This window comes from Nocardia sp. NPDC002869 (genome assembly GCF_046764065.1).
Classification (GTDB): domain Bacteria; phylum Actinomycetota; class Actinomycetes; order Mycobacteriales; family Mycobacteriaceae; genus Nocardia; species Nocardia rhamnosiphila.
This window is the reverse complement of sequence record NZ_JBKOOL010000008.1, coordinates 1-20,459: the sequence shown is the minus strand read 5'-3', so window position 1 is coordinate 20,459 and position 20,459 is coordinate 1. Positions and strand designations below refer to the sequence as shown.

Below are 20,459 nucleotides of genomic sequence, written 5' to 3'. Positions count from 1 at the left end.
GCGACGGTGAACGACCTCGCGGTGCGCATCTTTCCCTAGGTGTCGTTGCGGACCGCGATCTGCCGCTGGGGCTCGCGCAGCGGCGGGTGCCGGTGGGCCCCGGCCATTCACCCTGCGACCGGGGCCTCACCCCGGTGGGTCAGCGGGTGGTGTAGCCGCCGTTGGGGAACAGCGTCTGCCCGGTGAACCACCAACCATCGGTCACCAGGAACTCGATGACCGGAACGATGTCTTCGATCTTGGTCAGCTGGTTACCCAACGCCTGCGACTTGTGGAACTCCACGCGCTGCTCGTTCTCCTGCGGATAGAAGAACGGGGTGTCCATCGGGCCTGGCGCCACCACGTTGACCGAGATACCCCGCTCGGCGAACTCCTTGGCCGCCGCGCGTGTGAAATGCTCGAGCGGCGCCTTGGCCCCGGCATAAGTGGAGTAGCCGTCGGTGAAGGCAGCAAGCAGCGAGGTGCCCAGGCTGACGATCTTGCCGTTGTCGTTGAGTCGGCGTCCAGCCTCCTGGATGAAGAAGTAGCCTGCTTTGGCGTTGATGCCGAACATGCGGTCGTACTCCTCTTCGGTGGTGTCGAGGATCGGCTTCCGCAACACCATTCCCGTGGTGTTGACAGCGACATCGACACCACCGAACTCATCGACTGCCGCGTCGAACAAGCGCCGCACCTCGGCCACCTGAGTAAGGTCTGCTTGTACCGTGATCGCCTGCGAACCGGCTGCCTCGATTGCCTTGACCGTCGCTTCCGCCTCGTCGCGGCTGCCGTGGTAATGCACTACGATTTTCGCGCCGGCCTCGCCGAACCTTGTCGACAACAACCCGCCGAGATTCTTCTCGCCGCCGCCGATCACCGCGACCTTGCCCTCCAACGATTGCTCAGCCATTGCTCATCCACTCCTATCCGGCATCGGTACTGGTCAACGGCCGAATGGCCATATCTCCACCGTAGAGACCGATCCCGGCCAGAGGAAACGCAAAAACTTGGTGCCCCCACAAGCCGCCCCGATATCACCAGGCAAGGGACTGTAAAGACAACGGCTCTGGCGTTATCTGGACAGGCCCGCCCGTTTCAAACGCCGGGACTGATCGGGACAGCTGCCGTCAGCAGGGCGCCAGAGGGAAGCACGCCGGCGGCGGGGCAGCAGGTGCGGGCGGGGCAGCAGGTTTCGCGGGCACGACCGTCGACGGCGCGACAGGCCCCTCGGTGCGTTCGGTGGGTGAGTCCATGTGGGTGAGGGTCAGCACGACCAGCACGAGAATCCCGCCGACCAGGAGCGCGCCGAGGGCCCACAGGGTCGGCATGACCGAGGCGCTGCGGGATCCGGGGTAGTACGGGGACCGGCCGCCACCCCGACGAGGTGCGGGCCGGTCGGTGACGCGGGTGTACCCCCTCACGTTGGTGCCGCCCAGGCGTCCCCCGCGTGCATGCCTTCGTGGCGACTCGATCCCCATAACCAAAGTATGACGATCGGGGCCGACGCGCCGGGCCGGATCGGTAGAGCCTCTCCAGCAGTGCGGGGAACCTCTCACCAAGGCATTCGGCTTCGAGACCCGGTGAGGGTGACAGCGGCCAGAAGAAATTCCCCACGGATGGCCAGTTCCCGATCCCCATAGACGGCCAGTTGGCGCAGTGTGGCTCACCGCCGGCCAACGATAGTGAGTGCACGTTCATGCCGATGACCGCGCCCTCTACGGCTGATGACCGTACCGCCGCCAGACCGTAGCTTCGGAAAGTCATGCCCGGCTCTCACCGCGACAGCGGTAACCGAGCCGTGGTCGGTGTGCCGAACGACCGTGACGGATAGCGCCCGCGCGCACCCGACGGGCGCGGGGTGGCACGGGTTCATCGTCGGTGCTGCGCGCGCAGCGGTGTCGGCCGCCGCAGCCATCGGCACCCTGGACCGGCTTTGGTGCCGGGCGCGGCCGTCAGGAAGTGCCTGCGCGTGCGGCGGTCGCGGCCAGGGTGGTGCAGTCCATCGTGAAGGATCCGCCCAGGGCGTCGATGGCGTTGCCGACCGCGTCCAGTATCTCGGCCAGCTGATCAGGACGGAGCCGGGTCAGGCCACCTGTGGTGGGGAGCAGCTCCAGCCATTGGTCGCGCGTATAGGACTGCTGCCAGTCGAATCGCCACTGTTCGGGATCTCCGAATTGTCCGGTCTCGTGGATCCGGTCGGCGATTTTCGCGTATCCGGCTTGGTAGAGCTCGACGGGTCGTCGAGCCGGTTGGCCGCTGAACGGGGAGTCCGGCGCCACCCGCCGGTAGGCGGCCGCGAACGGTTCTGCCACCGCGGTGGGTGGCTCGTACACGTGGCCGAAGATCGCCAGCCGTCCCCCTGGACGCAGCACGCCGGCCGCCTTCGCGGCACCGGCAACCGGGTCCACCCAATGCCACGACTGGGCGGCGATGACCGCATCGAACATCCGGTCACCCGGCTGCCACGCTTCGAAGGTCGCCACCTCGACCTCCAGGCCGCGGGCTCGCGCGAAGTCGGCCATCCGCGCATCGGGTTCGACGCCGAACACCGTGCACCCTGCGGTTTGGAACTGGCGGGCCGCGATGCCGGTGCCGCAGCCCACGTCGAGCACGTCAGGCCCGGGGCTGCCGGCGACGATCCGCGCGACCAGGGCCTCGGGGTAGACGGGCCGGGCCTGGTCGTAGCGTTGCGCGTCCGTACCGAACGACTCGGCCATCGGCCGGGCCTTGTGCAGCTGCGCTGGGAAGGGTTCTGGTTACTCGCGTGGTAGAGTGGGCATGCGCCCACGTTAATGGGTGTGTGCCCACTAGGCAACTGGTACCGACTAGTTGACGTATCGAGAGGATCTGTAAGTGCCGACCGGAGTGCATTTGCGCGATGCGCGGCAGCAGCTGTTCGATGCTGCCGAACGCGTATTGCTGCGGGATGGGCCGAACGGGTTGACCAGCCGGGCTGTCACCGACGAGGCGGGCTGCGCCAAAGGCGTTCTGCACCGGCATTTCACCGACTTCGACGCCTTCCTCACCGACCTTGTGCTCGACCGGGCCGCGCAGCTCGAAGCGCAGGCGAGTGCGCTGCGCGCCTCCGCCGGCGCCGGCACGGTTGCCGCCAATCTGACCAGCGCGCTGACCATTCTGTTCGGACCGGTTCCGGTGGCGATCATCCCGCTCATCACCTTCCGTGACGAGCTCCGCGCACGACTTCGGCAGGCCAGGCCCGGCGGCGGCATGGCGATCCTCGCCGAGGCGACGACCGTGATCTCCACTTATCTGACCGACGAGCGGGAACTGGGCCGCATCGCATCCGACGCGGACATCGACTCACTCACCCTCTCCCTCGTCGGTGGCGGGCACCTGTTATTCACAGACCGCGACCCCGGTCCGCCGACTACATCAGCAGTCGAAAAGTTCGTGGCAGCGGTCATCTCCGATGCCGTGCAACGACGACCGGCCTGAGCCCTGCCGGCGTCGAGAACAGCTGCCGATAAGCTTTCCGGCCCACCGGTTGAACTCATCGAGTGTTCCGTAAGGCGATCCGCCAACGGAACACCACTTCCGCAGGATTCGGGCCCAGGTCACGGTGTTCCGTGAACTGTTCCGATGAACCCCCCTCCTATGGAACGATCACCTGGGTGATCGGGCCATAGCAGCTCCAGCACGCGCCGGGCCGCGGGCCGCCGATCTCGGTCCCGGCCGAACACGGCGGTCAGCGCCAGGGGGACCAAGGAACCGGAACGGGTAGCTGACGGAATGCTCCCACCGAACGCCACTCGCTACTTTGCGGCTCGGGCCACGGACCTCAGTTCAGGGCCGTTTCCGATGGACCTCACCACAAGTGCAGGAAGCTCCGGACGTCGTCATACCCGTCAAGAGCCCGACCGTCCACGCCCGCCGGGTCGGCCTCGGCACGCGCCGCCAGCGACTTCGCGAGTGCGAGGGCGTCATCGCTGAGACACCCGAAACGCCGAGCGGTGTGACCTAGGCACAGGCCGGCCAGCCCAAGCAACGGACTACCCGGCGCAGCCTGTGCCCCCACTTGCATGCACCAGTGTTCGACGAACTCCATGTCGTCGTCGTTCAACGCGGTTCCGACCAGGGCATCAGCAGCTTCCCCTTCGGCCGTACGGTCACGTAGAGCTCGCTCCAACGTCTCGACCACGACCTCGTGGGCCAGCGCGTCGGGGTTTTCGAAAGTCCGATGGGTATGCACCGCGTCAGAATAGGCGCTCGGGGACTTTTCGCTAGACGCCAACTGTTCATAAACCGACGTATTTCTGGACACTCAAGAGAGCGATCATCGCTGTTCAACGGTGTTTATTTGTCTTCAAGTGTCTATGAATAGCCTTTTTATGAACACCGGCCGGAAGCGGCAAGGGAGGGAGCCGTTCGCTTGGCCGCAAGGCGGTGGTCAGTATCGGCGTTCGGCGGGCCGGAAGGTTTCACTGAGTCGGTTGTAGGCGTCGCGGACCTCGCCGGGGATGGCTTGCCCGACGATGTGGCCTTCGGCGGGGTACTCGTCGAGGCGTTTGATCTCTCCCATGGTGACCGCGACGATCGATTTCGGATGCGGTGCTGTATCGGCATCGGGCCGGTTGCCGTACTTCATGTAGTTCTCCAGGGAGACATCGGGGGTGGACATGGCGACGTGATCGACCGACACACGCTTGCCGTTCACGTCGGCGACGCCCTGCTGCATGACCGTGGCCCATACCCGGCGTGTGTGGAACGGGGTGCACACCCCGATGAGCGAGAAGATATCGCGGCCGTGGTCGGCGAGCATTTGGGCCGAGAAGGCAGCGTTTTGCCCCGTGTTGGCGGCCTTGGGTTCCTCGATGATCTGTCGGGGGTCGAATTTCATCTTCTCCGCGGCCAGGCGGAATTTGGCTGCTTCGCCGTTGCTTCCGGAGAACACGACAGGCACATCGTGGAGCCCGCGGTCGCGGACGAGGTTCGCGATCACCGCGGCGCCGCCGATGTCTTTGCTGCCGAAGAAGATGATTCCTCCGTAGTTCCGTGCTGGATCGATCTCCCATTTCGGGTCGTGGCGCAGGTAATCCCACAGTTTTCCCAAGTCCGACATCGCCCGGTCTGTATCCACACCGCGATCGCGGAGTTCCCCGAACCATTCGGTGTAGGCATCTTCCCGGCGCCCGCCGTAGACCTGATCATTCCTGATCAACGCTCGGGCGGACGTATCGATCGGTATCGCAGCATCACGTTCCGCGCGGCGGAACATGCCGGCCGATGCCCGGGTCTCGCTGATCAGTCCTCTCTGTTTGCCGACCGCGTCCGAGACACCGGTGGTCAACGCGCGGGCAACCCGACCGGCAGCGTCCAGAGCAATCCTCGCCGGGCTGTTCGCACCCGGCAGATCCAGGCCACTCATCCGTCCTCTTGAAACTCATGATCCGAAACGACGCGCAGAACCATGAGTCCGCTGTCAGCCTGTCGAGGTTAGTACCGGCCTTCTTTCTCTGCATCTGGCGGAGTCCCCGTATCTGGATGCCTCCCACATCCGCCTCCCGTCGCGTACGTCGCCTCAGTCCTCGCTCCGGGAAGAGCGCCGCCATGTCCTGTGTGGGGCCGTCGAAGTGCAGCTGGACGTAGTCCATCACGAACTGCACGGAGTAGAGGCGGAACCCAACCAACCGCCCGATCAATTCGTTGGGTTGATACCCAAGACTCCACCAGTCATGGTGTTATCATGCCGAACTCGGCTTCGCCGCGCTCCACCTTCACCCCGCGGCGCCAAGAACCCGGAGGGGTGGGGCTCGAGCGGCCGGCGCATCACGGCGTCGACGCTCACGAGTGGCGGCGGGCTCAGCGCTCGGCGACCGGAGTCAGAGGACCGTAGCCCATCGTTCCATCGCTGCGGCCGTCCCGAGTTCCACCCGAGCGGAGGGGATATCGGCGTAGTAGGTGAGATAGCGGTACAGCCGATATCTGTCCACGGCCAGCCGCGGACACTCGAGGACAATGCTTCCGGTCGGGCGGATTGGTCGCCGCTGCGCCACATTGCCGCCGCGATACCGAAGCACAGCACAACCAAACTGGTCAGGCCGAGTATGGAAGCGGTGTGCTTCCGCGCGAACCCGGCCGGAACCGTCCAGGGGTTCGGATCGCCGAGTCCGGCAGTCGCGCCCCGAGTCCGGATTCGTTCTCTCGACCGGACGGCTCAGCCGGCGGAACGCCGCGTACCGGATCGGGCGCGGCCGCCGGCCGGTTCGCGCCGCTGTGCGGCGAGACCGCCGAGCATCATATCGACAGCCGAGTCGATATCGGCCGGCTCGACCGGTTCGGCGCGCAGGAACAGGCGGAACCAGATCGCCCCCGCGAGCATGTCCATGACCAGGCGGGGATCGGTCTCTTCGTCGAGTTCGCCGCGTTCGACCGCCCGGCGGAAAATCGGGTGTTCGCGGGCGGCGCGGTCGGCGAAGAACATGCGGCCGATCGTCGCCAGCGACGGCCGGCCGGGGGAGGCCGCCAGGACGGCGGTTGCGATGGGGGCGGTCGCGGGGTCGGTGAGCAGGGCGTGGATGCTGCGGGTCGTTTCGACGAGGTCGCCGCGCAGGCTCCCGGTGTCGGGCACCGGGAAGGTGAGCAGATCCGACCCGGTCAGCGCGGCGGCGAGCACCTCGTCCTTGGATTTCCACCAGCGGTAGAGGGTCGTTTTGTTGACACCGGCGCGCAGCGCGACCGACTCCATGGTCAGGCCCTCGTAGCCCGCGGTGGCGAGGAGTTCGAGGGCGGCGGCGAAGATCGCCGCGGCCCGCCGGGGCCGGGCGGGTGTGCTCGGATCGGCTGACTCGTCCATATGCCGACAATACAACGCAACGTTGCGTTGTTTTACTGGGCTCGCTACAGTGCAACGCAACGTTGCGTTGTTTTGGAGGCTTCATGGCTCTTCCCGTGGTTCTGCTGCACGGCATCCGGCTCAGTGGCCGATGCTGGGTCTCCGTCGAGGCCGATATCGGCACCGAGCGGCCGGTGGTCACCCCGGACCTTCCCGGGCACGGTGCACGTCGCGGCGAACGTTTCACGATGCCCGCGGCGATCGACACCGTCCGCGCGGCGATCGACGGTGTCGGCGGTCGCGCCCTGGTCGTCGGTCACTCACTGGGCGGGCACGTCGCCATCGCGGCGTCCGCCGAACTCGGCGAACGTGTTGCCGGTCTGGTGGCCGCCGGATCGACACGTATCCCGAACAGTGCCCTGACGATTCCCTTCCGGATCGCTCATCGGGTCCTGTCGGCCCAGCGCGACGGAGGGGAGCGGCTCAGTCGCCGGCTCTTCGACGCCACCCTTCCCGCGCAGGTCGCCGCCAGTGTCGCGGCGGGCGGTATCGCCACCGAGGTGATTCCCGATATCGCAGCGGCCGCAGCGAATTTCGATCTGATCGGCGAACTCCGTCGATACTCCGGCCCCGTCTGGCTGATCAACGGAAGCCGCGACCATTTCCGCGGCCACGAGCAGCGTTTCGTCGCGGCCTCACCCCAGGCGAGGCTGCTCGTGGTGCCCCGGGCCGGGCATTACCTACCGCTGGCCGAACCGCAGCGTTTCGCCCGGCTGATCCGCGATATCGCCGACGGTTGCGATGCCCGTCGCGATATCCGCGAGTGTTCGCACTGCTCTGGAATCGACGGTGTACGGCCCGTTGCCCCGCCCGCGCCTTCGTCGTGACAAAGCCCTCCGGGCCGCGGAACTCGCCCGAATTCACCAGGGACTGCGCGAACTCTTCGACCCCCTGGTGCGCAATCAGCCCGGAAACGGCCGCCATCAGCTCACCCCGGGTGTGGTGGCGGTCCCGCATCCACCGCCGACGTGATGACTCGCCCGGTCGACCGGAATCGCGGCGGCACAAGCGTTTCCGTGCCGTGCGGTGTACCCGGAGGGGGTCGACTCGTTGGCGGCGGACGGCGGCGCCGGAGTGAGTAGTAGATCGTGGCAGACCACAAGGGTTCGGCGGACCTTCGGCAGGACCGGGCACACAGCGCCCGCATCTACGATTATTTCCTGGGCGGTAAGGACAACTATCCCGCCGACCGGGAGGCCGCGGCGAAGATCGAGCAGGCCATCCCGTCGGTGCGGGGCGTGAACCGCAAGAAATAGTCAGTCGCCGACGGCCCGCAGCGCCTCCAGATCCATGATCGCGGTGGCAGTGCGGTGCACGATCGCACGGCAGACCTCGGCGGGCTGGAACTCCGGCATCAGGGCGCCGCGTCCGATGGTGATCATCCAGGCGAAGTACGGGTAGAGCGACTGCTGCCGGTAGGACAGCCACGCCGCTTCGAAGGACAGCGCGGGCCCCCCGGCCGCGGACAGCCGGTCGAGGTAGAAGGCGATGAGTTCACGCTCCCACGCCCGGCGGTCGGCGACCTCCAGTCCGGAGGTGATCGTGTACGCCACATCGAACGCCCAGCTGCCGCGCATCACCAGCTGCCAGTCGGTGAATCCCATCCGCCCGTCGCCGCAGATATAGGCGTTGCCGATATGCGGGTCGCCGTGCAGCAGTGTATGCGGACCCTGTTCGGCGATGAGCAGGGCGCGGCCGCAGGCGTCGTAGAGTTCGTGCCGCACCGGCGGCAGGGTGTCGGGCACGAGTTCGGGGGCGCGTCGCAGACCGACTTCCGCCCGTTTCCGCATACCGAGGAGCCGGTCGAAATTGCGGAAATGCGCGCCCGGTGTCTTCAGCCATCCGTGGTCGTCCAGCTGCGGTGACTGCCAGTAGTGTCCGTGCCAGCGGGCCATATTCGCCAGCAGGTCTTCCATCTGTCCCCGGGTGACCCGCTCCAGCGGGGTGCAGAAACGTGCCTGCCTGGTGACGGCGACATCCTCGAGCAGGGTCAGCGACCTGCCGGTTCGCGTATCGGCGGCCCCGAAATATCCATGCGGTGCTTCGATATCGAGTCCCGGCCGGAGATGCCGGAAGAACCCGGGCTCGCCGGGGAGCGCGTGCGCCAGATACTGGGTGAGGCGTTGCGTGAAGGTCAGGGTGGTCTTGGCGAACAGATGCACGGGCAGCCTCGCCTCCCTGCCCGCCTCGTTGTAGTGGACGGTGGCTTTCCACCGGCTCGTCGTACCGCCCTCGGCGTCCTCGATATCGAACGATTCCACCTGCGCCCCGGGATGTTCGGCCGTGAGCACCTGATCGAACCACTGCGCGTCGACCTCGCTCTTGCGCATCGGGATCTCCCCGGTCCGCCGCCCCGGCAGTTTCTCGGCCAGCACATGCCCGCCCAGTTTCAGCGCTCCCGGCAGCACACCTTCGGCCCGATCGCTGGTAGCTGTCCCGCTCATCGCATCGCCCTCCTCGGTTCCTGACGCCGCACAACTGCCCGGCGGATCGCAAGTATGGGGCGGCGCCGGCCGGTACCGCACCGGCCGCATACGACACGCAGCCGCGTCGAATCGAGCCTTTACCTGTGGATATCCACAGCTCGAAGGCAGTGTCGCGGCGGCGAAATGGCGCCGTTCGCCGCGCGCGCGGCGCGGTTACCGCCTGCCCAGAGCCCGGCGCCACGTCAACTCCGCGACGTCCATCGATGCCGGGCCCGCCGCAGCGTGCCCGGGTCGGCATAGCCGATGCGCCGGGCCAGCGCGGTCTGCGTATCGTCCGGGCTCAGCTGGATCCGCTGCTCCAGCAGCGCCGCGCGGGCCCGGTCGAGTTCGCGCGTCCATGTGGTTCCCTCGTCGGCCAGCCGCCGCTGCAGGCTGCGCCGGCTGGTCGCCAGGTACCGCGCGACCCGGTCGATGGTCACCCGCCCGTCCCCCAGGAGCAGGGTGAGCGCCTGATGGACCTGCCCCGACCAGGTGACCTCGAGCCGCGGTGGTGGCGGCAGGATCGCCGTGTGTTCGCGCAGGATCCCGGCGAGCACCGGATCGGCGGTACGCAGCGGCAGCGAGAGATCGGACGCGCGGAAGGTGATCTGATCGGTCGGCGCGCCGAAATCCACTCGCGGGGTCCCGAACATTTCGACGAACCGGTCGTGCCGGCGCGGAGCCGGCTGCCGGAAGCGGACCCGGATCGGATGCACAGTGCGGCCCGTCGCATTGCGCGCCCGGGTGACCACCGCCGCCAGGGCGAACTGAGTGGCCAGTTGCGTGCCCCGTCCGAGCCCGCTGAGCAGCCGGATATCCGCGATCGCTTCCTCCTCGGGGTCACCCAGCACCGCGAACCCCACATTGGTGGTGATCAGTTCCGCGTACTCCTCGGAGCGGGCGAGGCCTTCGCCCAGAGTGGGCGCGGTACGAAACAGATAGTCGTGCACACCGAAGTGACCCAGGGTGTTCACCGCGCCGATTTGCAGTGCGATATCGGGCTCGGCCAGTTCGTGTTCGAGCAGTTCCCACAGTCGCAGTTGGAAGTTACTGGACACCAGGGTGTCCGTCGTGTTCAGCACCCAGTCCGGCAGCTCCGCCGCGCGGGTGAGCTGCCGCCGTACCCCTGCGTTCACACCGGACTGTGCCAGCAGGAAGTTCGGGAACGAAATGCTCTCCACCGGATCCATCTGCGAACACACCTCACCGGGACAAGTCCATACCGGGGGGCCCGGAGTGCGTCGACCATAGCGCGATTCGCGCGTCCGGAACCGGGCCGGAATCCGGCGGTACGGGCGCCTGAACTCGGCTTCGGCGAAACGCCCTGGAGACATCGGCACGTTCCGCCCGCCGGAAGGCGCCGTCTGCCGGGTGTGGGGGGCCCGTGCCGAGCTGTTCTCGGGAATGTATTCGCACCCGGGTTGTTTCGGGCAGCGTCTACGAGGTGACCTTCGAATGCCGCCGGTCATCAGGGAATACACGGCCGATCCGCGCCCTCGGCGCCGCGATGTCCGGCTGCGGCGCGCGCATCGACACCGCATTCGGCACAACGCATTCGCAATATCGGCGCGATCGGCCCCCGCCGCGGCACCATCGGCACTGTTCGCCCGACCCGAATGCTGACAACATCGCCGGGTCGGCCCACCGGGCCACGGAGGCCGATAGCGGTGTGAGACAGAGGGTTAGGAAAAAATCTTGGCGCAGCGGAATCCCGCGCAGTTCCCGCTATCCCCGCCGATCGCCCACCGCGGCCGGCCCGATGCCACTCCGGTGGCGCTATACGCACCGGAGTTCGCCGCCGACCCGCACCGTGCCTACCGGACAATGCGTGCCGATTGGGGTTCGCTGGTACCGGTGGAGCTGGCGCCGGGCGTCCCCGCGACCCTGGTGGTCGGTTACAGCACCGCGCTGCGAATACTCAACGATCCGGACCGCTTCCCCGCGGACCCGCGCAACTGGCAGAAGAACATCCCCGGCGACTGCCCTGTCCTGCCGATCATGGAGTGGCGCCCCACCGCGAGCCGCAATACCGGCCCCGATTTCCAGCGCTACCGCCAGGCCATCACCGCCAGTATCGGCGCCGTGGACCTGCATCCCCTGCACGCCACCGTGGAGCAGGCCGCCGTCCCGCTCATCAACGCCTTCTGCGAAACCGGCGCCGCCGACCTCATCGGCCAATACGCCTTCCCGCTGACCTTCGCGCTCGTCAACGCCCTGCTCGGCTGCCCGGCCGAGATCGGGCAGCGCGTCGCCACCGGTATGGCCGCCCTGGTCGAGGGCGTCGACGCCGAACAGGGCAACCAGATGATCAGCGCCGCGATGCTGGAACTGGTCGCGCTCAAGCGCACCGACCCCGGTAACGACATCACCTCACAGCTGCTCCGCCATCCCGCCGCCCTCGACGAAGCCGAAATGGTCCATCAGGTCGCCGGCCACTACGGCGCCGGCATCGAATTCCAGCAGAACCTGATCGCCAACACCCTGCTGCTCATCCTGACCGACGACCGGTTCGGCGGCAGCGTCCTGGGCGGCAGCCTGTCCACCCTCGACGCCCTGGACGAAGTCCTGTTCAACGACCCGCCCCTGGCGAACTTCCTCATCACCTATCCCCGCCACCCCATCCTCATCGACGACGTCTGGCTACCGGCCGACCAGCCCGTGCTGGTCAGCATGGCCGCGTGCAACAACGACCCCGCCATCCGCGCCGACGACCACCTCGGCAACCGCTCCCATCTCGCCTGGGGAATCGGACAGCACGCCTGCCCCGCCCAGTCCCTGTCCTACCTGATAGCCCAGGCCGCCATCGACCAACTCCTCGACGCGCTCCCGGAAATGGAACCCGCGCTGCCGGACGGCGTACCGGCCTGGCGGCCGGGCCCCTTCCACCGCGCCCTGGCCGAGCTACCGGTCACGTTCACCCCGATGGCGAAACTGAACCTCTGATCGGAGAGTGCCGCCCGAGAGGCCCCGATTGAAGCTACCGATCGGCAAACAGGTCCGTTCCTCACGGCTCCTCGCCGCTGTGGGTGGGCGGTAGCACTGTCATTTCCGCACGAAATACAGGTTGAACCCGCAAATCGAATCGGATACGAATCGGTGTAGGAGCAGTCATCGACCCCCGCCCCTGTGCGATCCTTGGGATCGATATGTCGTGATCAGCATCCGGCAGGCAACCGAGCCGCACAGTGTGCGCTAGGAGGCGTGATGACCGCAGGTGGATTCGACCCCGCATACAGCCCCACCGCAAGCCCCGCCGGCAGCATCAGACCTGCCGGCCTGGGCAAACGCGCGGTAGCCAGGTTCGTCGACTGGATCCTCGCCGGCATCATCGGCGCCATCTTCTTCTGGCTCCTCGGCACGGTCTGGGACCTCCCCGACTGGGTCTCGGTCCTCCCCGGCGCCGCCTTCGGCTGGCTCTACTTCGTCCTCTTCGAGGTGTCCTCCGGTTCGACACCGGGCAAGAAACTCCTCGGCCTGCACGTCAACGGGTCGGGCAGGGCACCGAAACCCAGCCTCAAGGACTCCGCCGTCCGCAACGCCTACATGCTGCTCAACCTGATCCCGTGGGTGGGCGGGTTGCTGTGGTTCATCTCGGCCATCGCCATCGCGTTCACGATCAGCTCGAGCCCGACGAAGCAGGGGTGGCACGACAACGCGGCGGGTGGGACGCAGGTCATCGACACGTAGTTTTCGTAGTTCCGACGGCCGGCTGTCGCTACCGCACCAACCGGTGCGGTAGCGACAACGCTGTCCGCACCGGTGAACGAGTCACCGTCTCGGTGCTCGGTGGGTTTCCGTAGGAGATGCTGATCATTTGACGATCGTGTCGGCCAGCGTAACTGCGGTCTTTCCCGATGTTCGGCCCTGTGGATTGTCGCCGCTGCGATCATCGCCGCGGATTCACTCGCCCAATACTCGCGGCATTCAGATACTGGACGAGATCTCTCGGATGAACGTATCCCACTCGGCCGGGGCGAAGACGAGCACGGGCCCAGCGGGGTCCTTCGAATCCCGGACACCGACCGCATCGGTCGTATGCGCGACCTCCACGCAATCTCCGCTCGGTTGGCTATAGCTACTCTTGAACCAGCTAGCGCCGGTTAGATCCCTGGTCACGCGCCAAACTCCTCTGCGATCTCCTGCATCAGGCGCCTACTGTCGTCGGCACTCAACGCTACCTCGTGAAGATCGGCCAAGGCTTGCCTGTGGCGTTCGATCGCGCTGTCTTCCTCCAAGAACAGCGCTCCGGTAAAGCCCTCCACGAACACGACCGGCGGTTCTGGGGCGCGAGCTATACGCAGGGTGGGGAACTCGAAGAGAGTGAACGACTGGACGATCAGCCCAGAGTGGCCGCCGACGCCGAACGGAATCACCCGGATGGAAACGTTCGGTATTCTTCCCAGATCGACGAGGTGCTGAGCCTGACCGGCCATCACATGGCGTCCCCCTACCTGGTGTCGCAATGCCGCTTCCGATAGCAGCACATCGATTGTGAACTGCTGATCCGCAACAAGTCTGCGTTGCCGCCTCTCCATCAGCTCGAGTCGCCGGTCGACGTCTACCGCCGGCATCTCGGGGTCGGCCGTCCGAACCAGCCACCGGCGATACTCTGCCGTCTGCACCAAGCCGGGCAGGAGAGTCAGCTGGAATGCGGTCATCCGGGAGCACGCCTGCTCGAGACTCATGAAGTGGTCGAAGTGTGGGTTCACCACATCGGCATAGGTGCGCCACCATCCGCGCGACGGATCGCCCTTCGCTACCTTCACCTCTTGAACAAGGCCCAGAACCTCATCCGTTACTTCGTCGTCGGCCCCATAGAACTCCAGTAGATCCCGGAACTGCGCGGTACTGATCCGAACCGGTTGCCCCTCTTCCAACCTTCCGATCCCTTGCTTGGACACTTCGATCGCCAAGCCTGCGGCCAACTGACTCTTCTTGGATTGGAACCGCAGTTCCCGAAGCCGCCGCCCCAAAGCGCGCCGTGGAAGAGTCGAACCAATAGCCATGCCCACCCTCGCTATCTCATCGTGGTCCAGTACGGACCTATGTTTTCTGGACCTACCTATACTGGACGCCTGGCGACCTGACCGGATCGTCCCGAATAGCCTTTCCAGCGAACAGCTTTCGGTGTCTACTGTATCCACCCGATGAGCGTGAACTCGGATAAATCCCGAGCGCAGTTACTTTCATTGCGAATATGCAGGATAGCTGCCGGAATCGCATTGCCGTGCCGGCAGGAACTGCCACGCGCGGTCACCGGGAAAATCGCCATCTCCGAAAAAGGATAGAACAGATGACGTTACGTCCGGTGAACGAAATACAGCACCCGCATCGACCCCGCGCGATCGGTTATCTTCGAACCGACCTCTCGCCCTATGAGGTTCGCGACACGGAAGCTATCCGTCGACTCGCCCGATGGCAGCGTCACACGCTGGTCTACATGGTCCGCCTCGGCCCCGACTCCGTTCCGGACGCCATCGGTCACGTCCTCGAGATCGTTCGCGCGACCGGCACAACAACGCTGATCATCCCCGACCTCGCGCATCTCGAAAACCACCCCGGCCGAGTCTGCGACACCTGCGACCTCATGACGGTGTGTCCAGGGCAGCTCTGGATGAAAATCGGCACGAATCCACATGACGTTCCCCACGAGCCCATCTGGTTGCCCGAGGTCTGGCACAGCGAACCCGACACCCGGCTGCACATCGCCGACGCGCACCGCATTATGCAGACCCACCTGAACTGCAATCCCTTGGACTGCCCTCGTAAAGCCGCCGCTTTCGCCTTACTGGTCGAAACCGGCAAACTCGTCCCCGCTTCCCGCAGCCCCGGCGAACGCGCCGCCGCCCGTGGCCTCCCTTACCTATCGGCCGAACGGGCTATCACTGGCACGGGCCCATCTCTTGCGGTTCTCCAGCGCCTGACCACTGATCTCACCCAGGCGTAGCCATGAGTACGAGCCCGGCCTATCGACTCGACATGGACGTCTACCTCACTGTCTTCCTTCGCGGTCTCTGCCTCGAATATCGAGCCCATCCTGCCGCTGCCAACCTCTTCCTGAACGAGTGGATCGCGCGTTATGGCGCACACACAGCCGCTCTGCGTCCCGAGAACCCGGCCGGCCTCCCACGTCTTCCGTGCGAACGGCTCTACCTGGACGCCTGAGGCACTCGGATATTTCAGCTGGCTCTCAAAAATTCGGTATACCGTTCGTCGAGTCGGTCTCGGGACGGGCGGTCTTTGGAGCTGGAGGGGACGAAAAGAGGCCTGTCATGCATTGCTTTGAGGCCGTGTTCGAGCATGGGGCCGTCCTTCTCTTCCAGCAAGTTCTTGTTGATCTTGACCTCGAGGTCGGGTGAGATACCCAGGAAGTTGGCGTCGTACGCGGCGTGGTGGATCTTGCAAAGGCTCATGCCGTTGTCGACTGTCGCCGTACCGTGGGGCAGGGTATCGGCAATGATGTGGGCAGCATCGAGCAACTCCCTGTGCTTCAGATTGCAGACCGCGCACTGCTGCCGGTACGCGAGTAGAACCCGCTCTCGAAACTCGGGTTGATGAATCCGCTGTTTGGTTATTCTTTCGGCATAGCGTTTCTCCACTGGCTCCAGTTGCCGAGGGTTTTTTACCGATCGTAGTTCTTCGTTCAGTGCAATCAGAAACCGCTGGTTATCGCGATCGTCGTCCACCGCGTATACCGGAAAAACCGGGTAGTATAAACCTGGGACAATCTTGCGGAGAAGGATCAGGGGCAATTCGAGATCGATCGCGCGCCGAAGTTTTGTATTATCGCTCGCGTCGCTTCCCGCGCGGTAAGAATACGCGAATAGTGACCCGCCGAGCTCCTCATCTGCATAACCACTATCCGGATCGGACATGATGGAGAGGGTGCCGTTCATCCCTTTGGGATTCCGAATTCCGCGACTGCGATCGATGAGTCGGTACACTTCTCCGTCGACGTCGAACGACCACAGCTGTTCCCGGGTTACGGTCACACTCTCCTGTGTCATCTCTCGCAGGTGCTTGAAGATCTGCTGCCGCAGAACGGATTCGGTGCTGAGGTCCACCCTGGAATCTTGCCAACGGACCGTTGAGTATAGGGATTCTATACGGCCTGTGTTGGTGGTTGGCCGAGCGAACGTAGGTAGATGAGCGTCGCCTGGACTCGTCGATCGCCGTCGAGGAGGGGAAGTTTCGCGAATATGGCGCCGATGTGTTTGCGCACGGCGGCTTCCGAAACCGTCAAGACCTCCGCTATGCCGGAATTCGTCTTGCCTTCCGCCACCAGTGCGAGCACCTCGCGTTCGCGGGCGGTGAGATCGGCCAGGGGAGTGCGGTGCCGGCTCGACTTGACGAGGGCTCGGACGACCTCGGGGTCGACGATCGTTTCGCCTGCCGCGACCCGGGAGATGGTGTCGAGGAACTGCCGGACGTGTCCGACGCGCTCTTTCAGGTGGTACCCCACACCGGCAGTCGAATCATCGCCGAGTATGTCGTCGAGGTAGGCGACGGAAACATACTGTGACAGAACCACTATCGGTAAGCGTGGGTCACGGCGGCGTAGTTCGGCGGCTGCGCGGAGGCCGTCGTCGGTGCCCTTCGGCGGCATCCGGACGTCGGTGATCACCAGGTCCGGTGTGTAGGCCGCGTAGGCGTGGAGGAGGCCCGGTGCGTCGCCGACTGCCGCGCTCACCTCGTGGCCGGCCGAGGTGAGCACACTTTCCAGCCCGGCGCGCAGTAGCGGGCTGTCCTCGGCCAGCACGATCCGTAGTCGAGAGGGTGGGGCTGTCACACTGTGCACTCCATCCGGATGGTCGTCGGTCCGCCGGGTGGGCTGGACACCGTCAGTTGTCCGTCCAGGGCCGCGAGGCGGCGTTGCAGGCGGTCGAGGCCGTGGCCGCCCACTATGTGGGCGCCGCCCGGCCCGTTGTCGGTGATGCTCACAACCCACTGTGTACCGGTGTGGGTGCCGTGGAAATCGACTCGGGTGGCGTCGGTGTGCCTGGCGACGTTGGTGAGGGATTCGGCGGCGAAGACGTAGGACATATGCTCGACCGCCGGTGGTAGCCGGTTACCCGGGCCGGAGGCGTCGTCGAGGTCGATGTGGATATCGAGTGGTAGATCCGCCGCGAGATCGATCAGAGCCGGCCCCAGTCCGCGTTCGGTGAGGACCCGGGGCGAGAAGCCGCGCAGGACGGCCCGCAGTTCGCTCAGGGTTTCGTCGACCTGCCGGTGGGCTTCGGCGGCGACGCGGCCGCCGGGTCCGTTCTCGTCTCGGGATTCGGCCAAGCCCAGGGTCATCGACAGGGCGACGAGTCGATGCTGGACACGGTCGTGCAGTTCGGATTCGAGGAGTTCACGCTCGAACCCCTCCGCTTCCAGCAGCGCGGAGCGGGAGTTCTCGATTCGCGCGGCTTCGCGCCGCCAAGGGTCGGTGTCGGGGACCAGCAGCGTCCGGGCCACCAGCGCTTCGAGGGCGGACCAGGCGCTGAGGAGCACCAGCAGCAGGATCGTGGCGACGAACCCCGCGCCTGCGCAGAGCCATGCTTCCGCCGGCTCATCGACCACCCAGGGGCCGAGGTCGATGTAATCACTCCGGACCAGGCGCGGCGCGGCGAGCAGGACCGCGGCGAGAATGAAACCGAACACTGCCAGGCAGCACACCGCACCGCCGAACACAGTGGTGGCGACGAGGTAGATGGCGTGCCGGGCAGTGGGCAACCGGCGCTCGGCCGCGGCGGCCCGCACCCGCGCCGCGGCGTGGTCCGCGGTGTCGGGGTCGACGAGTCGGAGCCGAGCGCACTGGAGTCGCAGCATCGGCTCCCACAGGGCGGCCCGCAGATCGCGGGTGAGCCCGAGCAGTACCACCGGTACGAAGCCGGCCGCCGCGGCCGCCGCGAGGATGCCACCGCAGAGTACGGAGAGCAGCGCGCACCACGGCCAACGGGAAATGAGGAAACGCGGGCCTGTCCGGAGTGCGGACCCCACCGCGGTCACTGCCGGGCTCCTGCCGTCGTCGCCGGTTGCGCGCGCCGCGAGGCGCCGCGCTTGGTCGCCACGACGATCCACGCGACCACGGGCGAATATGCTGCGCACATCAGCAGCGTAGTGGCGGCGCCGGAGGGGTCGGCGGTGCCGGCGAACAGTTCCAGTCCCAGCGCCAGCACGAGGTTGCTCCCGCCGTGCAGTAGGGCCGGCGGCCACACCGAACCGCTGCGCGTCCACAACCAGCCGATCACGAACTCGAGTTCGATCGACAGCGGCAACCACAGCACCATGGCGACGAACGCGTCGGCGGCGGAACCGCCCGCACCGAGATACCCCACCCAGGGCAGCGGCCAATGCCACACCCCCCAGATCGCGCCCGTCGCGAATGTGGTGAGCACGGGGCGGCCGGGAACGAGACGGTCGCGCAGATAGGTGGTCCAGCCGAATTCCTCACCGAAGAAGATCGGCGCGGCCACGATGGGGATGATCGGCGCGAGCGCGAGGAACAGCACATGACCGGAATCGAAGTCGCCGGCCTCGGGACGCCACATGCCCAGCACCAGCGCGAGCCCGAGCGCGAGGGCGAGAATACCGATCGGGAGCAGCGCGGCGATCAGGTACGAGCGCCACTGCCGGGCGAGCCGCAGGCGCACACCGGCATCGGCGAAACCCTCGCGGGTGATCCACCGCCGGGTGCAGACCGCGGCGAGAGCGGGAACGAAAGCCCCGGTCAGCAGTTGAACGACCGGATTATCGAGGGAGTACCCCACCGCCCCGGCGATCCCCCATGGAATCCACGCTGCCGCGAAGGCGAGGATGAGGAACCAGAGAATGCCCTTGCGCCGTGTCCGGGTGCCGCACCCGAGCGGCTCCCGCTCGGTCAACGCTGTTGTCATGCCCTCATTACAGAGCGGCAGCCGCGGGAAGTCGGTGGTGAACGGGACCGTTTCGTGGTCGCGTACGCGCTACCACGGAAGTCGACGGGTCAGCCGATCCTGTGCCTATTTCGGTCAGGGGTTGGTCATCCTGAATGCGAGATCGGGCTCAGACCACAACCGGGAGGGTGCGGTGTCCGTTGGTGACCAGGCTCGGGACGTTGCCGAGGGTGGTGGGGTCGGCGGCCAGGCGGATCTCCGGGAAGCGCGCGAACAGGGCGGGCAGCGCGACCGCGGCCTCGAGCCGGGCCAGCGGGGCGCCGAGACAGTGGTGCACGCCGTGACCGAAGGCCATGTGGTCCTTGGTCCGCCGGGTCGGGTCGAGGGTGTCGGGGTGGTCGGGATGGACCCGCGGGTCGCGGCCGGCGCCGGCCAGTCCGGCCTGGAGGGCGTCACCCTCGGCGATGCGGTAGCCGTCGGGCAGGTCGATATCGGTGCGGGCGAAGCGCATCGGCATATGGGCGATCGGGGGCTCCCAGCGCAGGGTCTCCTCGATGATCTCGGACCGGTCGAGCTGCCCGTCGAGCGCGGCGGTGCGGTGCTCCGGATGGGTGAGCAGGGCGTAGACGGCGTGATCGAGGAGATTGGCGGTGGTTTCGTGCCCGGCGACGATGATGAGCAGCAGGGTGCCGCCCAATTCCTGCTCGCTGCTGAGTTTCGAACCGTCCTCGTCGTGGGTCGTCATGAGGACGGTGGTGAGATCGTCACCGGGGTTGCGGCGCTTGTAGTCCAGCAGTTCGTGCAGGGTGATGTAGAGGCCGGCGAAATTGGCCTGGGCCTGCTCGGGGGTGAGGGTGGTGTCGAGGGGGCCGCCGGCGTAGGTGCGCAGGGGGGCGGACAATTCGGCGGGCACGCCCATCAGTTCGCCGATCACCCGGATCGGGAGGGCGCAGGCGAAACGGTCGCGCAGGTCGACGGGGCGATCGGCCGGGGTGGTGGCGATATCGTCGAGCAGCTCGGCGGTGATCGCCTCGATCCGGGGACGCAGGGACTGGGTCCGGCGGTGGGTGAACGCCGGAGCCACCAGTTTCCGCAATGGATTACGTGCGGTGAGCGGAGCGCCGCAGGTCATCGGACCCGGCGGCGAGGTAACCGGCGTTTCGTTTCGGAACGGGTGGCCGAAGGCCACCCGGCCGTTGCGGCGGCCCCGGGTGTCCATCAAACCACCACCGGAACGGCCCGGGGGGGCCCGGGGGGTGGTAGGGGCGCACCGGGTGTCGGGGGCGGGGTGTGCAACAACCG

21 protein-coding genes are annotated in these 20,459 nt (G+C 66.3%); 6 read left to right on the top strand and 15 right to left on the bottom strand.

Features of this window, described 5'->3' with window-relative positions; translation table 11 throughout:
• Positions 1–139 precede the first annotated feature (139 nt).
• From ACLML9_RS02425 to ACLML9_RS02415, 3 genes are all read right to left on the bottom strand, one after another.
• Positions 140–889 carry an SDR family oxidoreductase gene (locus ACLML9_RS02425; protein ID WP_411943908.1) on the bottom strand — a complete coding sequence of 250 codons (750 nt, stop codon included), beginning with the start codon at positions 887–889 and terminating at the stop codon, positions 140–142.
• A gap of 217 nt (positions 890–1,106) precedes the next feature.
• Positions 1,107–1,307 (bottom strand): hypothetical protein, encoded by a 201-nt coding sequence (locus ACLML9_RS02420; protein ID WP_411943907.1) that lies wholly within the window; start codon positions 1,305–1,307, stop codon positions 1,107–1,109.
• A gap of 624 nt (positions 1,308–1,931) precedes the next feature.
• The gene (locus ACLML9_RS02415; protein ID WP_411943906.1) at positions 1,932–2,696 is read right to left on the bottom strand and encodes a class I SAM-dependent methyltransferase; all 765 of its coding nucleotides are present in this window, start codon (positions 2,694–2,696) and stop codon (positions 1,932–1,934) included.
• Between the two features lie 136 nt (positions 2,697–2,832).
• On the opposite strand from ACLML9_RS02415, the gene ACLML9_RS02410 reads away from it, so the two are divergent.
• Positions 2,833–3,435: a TetR/AcrR family transcriptional regulator gene (locus ACLML9_RS02410; protein WP_411943905.1), complete on the top strand. Its 603-nt coding sequence runs from the start codon at positions 2,833–2,835 to the stop codon at positions 3,433–3,435.
• A 370-nt stretch (positions 3,436–3,805) separates the two neighbouring features.
• On the opposite strand, the gene ACLML9_RS02405 is transcribed toward ACLML9_RS02410, so the two are convergent.
• The 3 genes from ACLML9_RS02405 to ACLML9_RS02395 all read right to left on the bottom strand — a co-directional run bounded on the left by ACLML9_RS02405 (position 3,806) and on the right by ACLML9_RS02395 (position 6,793).
• Positions 3,806–4,189 carry a hypothetical protein gene (locus ACLML9_RS02405; protein WP_411943904.1) on the bottom strand — a complete coding sequence of 128 codons (384 nt, stop codon included), beginning with the start codon at positions 4,187–4,189 and terminating at the stop codon, positions 3,806–3,808.
• Between the two features lie 198 nt (positions 4,190–4,387).
• On the bottom strand, positions 4,388–5,365 hold the full coding sequence (locus ACLML9_RS02400; RefSeq protein ID WP_411943903.1) for a YdcF family protein: 978 nt from the start codon (positions 5,363–5,365) through the stop codon (positions 4,388–4,390).
• A gap of 789 nt (positions 5,366–6,154) precedes the next feature.
• The gene (locus ACLML9_RS02395) at positions 6,155–6,793 is read right to left on the bottom strand and encodes a TetR/AcrR family transcriptional regulator (protein ID WP_411943902.1); all 639 of its coding nucleotides are present in this window, start codon (positions 6,791–6,793) and stop codon (positions 6,155–6,157) included.
• Between the two features lie 83 nt (positions 6,794–6,876).
• On the opposite strand from ACLML9_RS02395, the gene ACLML9_RS02390 reads away from it, so the two are divergent.
• The gene (locus tag ACLML9_RS02390; RefSeq protein WP_411943901.1) at positions 6,877–7,659 is read left to right on the top strand and encodes an alpha/beta fold hydrolase; all 783 of its coding nucleotides are present in this window, start codon (positions 6,877–6,879) and stop codon (positions 7,657–7,659) included.
• A gap of 261 nt (positions 7,660–7,920) precedes the next feature.
• Positions 7,921–8,088 (top strand): SAM-dependent methyltransferase, encoded by a 168-nt coding sequence (locus ACLML9_RS02385; RefSeq protein ID WP_411943900.1) that lies wholly within the window; start codon positions 7,921–7,923, stop codon positions 8,086–8,088.
• Here the strand turns inward: ACLML9_RS02385 and ACLML9_RS02380 are convergent, their stop codons facing one another.
• Together ACLML9_RS02380 and ACLML9_RS02375 are read right to left on the bottom strand one after the other, a co-directional pair.
• Positions 8,089–9,276 (bottom strand): phosphotransferase, encoded by a 1,188-nt coding sequence (locus ACLML9_RS02380; protein WP_411943899.1) that lies wholly within the window; start codon positions 9,274–9,276, stop codon positions 8,089–8,091.
• 224 nt (positions 9,277–9,500) lie between these two features.
• A complete protein-coding gene (locus ACLML9_RS02375) occupies positions 9,501–10,487 on the bottom strand; it encodes an AraC family transcriptional regulator ligand-binding domain-containing protein (RefSeq protein ID WP_411943898.1) in 987 nt (328 codons plus the stop codon).
• A 505-nt stretch (positions 10,488–10,992) separates the two neighbouring features.
• Here ACLML9_RS02375 and ACLML9_RS02370 point away from each other — a divergent pair.
• Positions 10,993–12,240, top strand: a complete 1,248-nt coding sequence (locus tag ACLML9_RS02370) for a cytochrome P450 (RefSeq protein WP_411943897.1) — start codon at positions 10,993–10,995, stop codon at positions 12,238–12,240.
• Between the two features lie 261 nt (positions 12,241–12,501).
• Positions 12,502–12,984: an RDD family protein gene (locus tag ACLML9_RS02365; RefSeq protein ID WP_411943896.1), complete on the top strand. Its 483-nt coding sequence runs from the start codon at positions 12,502–12,504 to the stop codon at positions 12,982–12,984.
• A gap of 237 nt (positions 12,985–13,221) precedes the next feature.
• Here the strand turns inward: ACLML9_RS02365 and ACLML9_RS02360 are convergent, their stop codons facing one another.
• Entirely contained in the window at positions 13,222–13,413 is a 192-nt protein-coding gene (locus ACLML9_RS02360; protein ID WP_411943895.1) for a DUF397 domain-containing protein, read from the bottom strand.
• Complete coding sequence (locus ACLML9_RS02355; protein ID WP_411943894.1) at positions 13,410–14,303, bottom strand: helix-turn-helix domain-containing protein; 894 nt, start codon at positions 14,301–14,303, stop codon at positions 13,410–13,412. The genes ACLML9_RS02360 and ACLML9_RS02355 overlap by 4 nt, the downstream gene beginning before the upstream one ends.
• 287 nt (positions 14,304–14,590) lie before the next feature.
• On the opposite strand from ACLML9_RS02355, the gene ACLML9_RS02350 reads away from it, so the two are divergent.
• Positions 14,591–15,244 (top strand): hypothetical protein, encoded by a 654-nt coding sequence (locus ACLML9_RS02350; protein WP_411943893.1) that lies wholly within the window; start codon positions 14,591–14,593, stop codon positions 15,242–15,244.
• 232 nt (positions 15,245–15,476) lie between these two features.
• On the opposite strand, the gene ACLML9_RS02345 is transcribed toward ACLML9_RS02350, so the two are convergent.
• From ACLML9_RS02345 to ACLML9_RS02325, 5 genes are all read right to left on the bottom strand, one after another.
• Positions 15,477–16,361 carry an HNH endonuclease gene (locus tag ACLML9_RS02345; RefSeq protein ID WP_411943892.1) on the bottom strand — a complete coding sequence of 295 codons (885 nt, stop codon included), beginning with the start codon at positions 16,359–16,361 and terminating at the stop codon, positions 15,477–15,479.
• Between the two features lie 38 nt (positions 16,362–16,399).
• Positions 16,400–17,086 carry a response regulator transcription factor gene (locus tag ACLML9_RS02340; protein ID WP_411943891.1) on the bottom strand — a complete coding sequence of 229 codons (687 nt, stop codon included), beginning with the start codon at positions 17,084–17,086 and terminating at the stop codon, positions 16,400–16,402.
• On the bottom strand, positions 17,083–18,291 hold the full coding sequence (locus tag ACLML9_RS02335; RefSeq protein ID WP_411943890.1) for a histidine kinase: 1,209 nt from the start codon (positions 18,289–18,291) through the stop codon (positions 17,083–17,085). The genes ACLML9_RS02340 and ACLML9_RS02335 overlap by 4 nt, the downstream gene beginning before the upstream one ends.
• Positions 18,288–19,178: a CPBP family intramembrane glutamic endopeptidase gene (locus ACLML9_RS02330; protein ID WP_411943889.1), complete on the bottom strand. Its 891-nt coding sequence runs from the start codon at positions 19,176–19,178 to the stop codon at positions 18,288–18,290. The genes ACLML9_RS02335 and ACLML9_RS02330 overlap by 4 nt, the downstream gene beginning before the upstream one ends.
• Before the next feature lie 148 nt (positions 19,179–19,326).
• A complete protein-coding gene (locus ACLML9_RS02325) occupies positions 19,327–20,376 on the bottom strand; it encodes a cytochrome P450 (RefSeq protein ID WP_411943888.1) in 1,050 nt (349 codons plus the stop codon).
• Between the last annotated feature and the right edge of the window lie 83 nt (positions 20,377–20,459).

Coding starts and splice junctions, on each gene's coding strand:
- ACLML9_RS02325 (WP_411943888.1), bottom strand. CDS start 20,376: ATGGACACCCGGGGCCGCCGCAACGGCCGGGTGGCCTTCGGCCACCCG.
- ACLML9_RS02395 (WP_411943902.1), bottom strand. CDS start 6,793: ATGGACGAGTCAGCCGATCCGAGCACACCCGCCCGGCCCCGGCGGGCC.
- ACLML9_RS02390 (WP_411943901.1), top strand. CDS start 6,877: ATGGCTCTTCCCGTGGTTCTGCTGCACGGCATCCGGCTCAGTGGCCGA.
- ACLML9_RS02380 (WP_411943899.1), bottom strand. CDS start 9,276: ATGAGCGGGACAGCTACCAGCGATCGGGCCGAAGGTGTGCTGCCGGGA.
- ACLML9_RS02400 (WP_411943903.1), bottom strand. CDS start 5,365: ATGAGTGGCCTGGATCTGCCGGGTGCGAACAGCCCGGCGAGGATTGCT.
- ACLML9_RS02365 (WP_411943896.1), top strand. CDS start 12,502: ATGACCGCAGGTGGATTCGACCCCGCATACAGCCCCACCGCAAGCCCC.
- ACLML9_RS02350 (WP_411943893.1), top strand. CDS start 14,591: ATGACGTTACGTCCGGTGAACGAAATACAGCACCCGCATCGACCCCGC.
- ACLML9_RS02420 (WP_411943907.1), bottom strand. CDS start 1,307: ATGCCGACCCTGTGGGCCCTCGGCGCGCTCCTGGTCGGCGGGATTCTC.
- ACLML9_RS02355 (WP_411943894.1), bottom strand. CDS start 14,303: ATGGCTATTGGTTCGACTCTTCCACGGCGCGCTTTGGGGCGGCGGCTT.
- ACLML9_RS02415 (WP_411943906.1), bottom strand. CDS start 2,696: ATGGCCGAGTCGTTCGGTACGGACGCGCAACGCTACGACCAGGCCCGG.
- ACLML9_RS02425 (WP_411943908.1), bottom strand. CDS start 889: ATGGCTGAGCAATCGTTGGAGGGCAAGGTCGCGGTGATCGGCGGCGGC.
- ACLML9_RS02330 (WP_411943889.1), bottom strand. CDS start 19,178: ATGACAACAGCGTTGACCGAGCGGGAGCCGCTCGGGTGCGGCACCCGG.
- ACLML9_RS02375 (WP_411943898.1), bottom strand. CDS start 10,487: ATGGATCCGGTGGAGAGCATTTCGTTCCCGAACTTCCTGCTGGCACAG.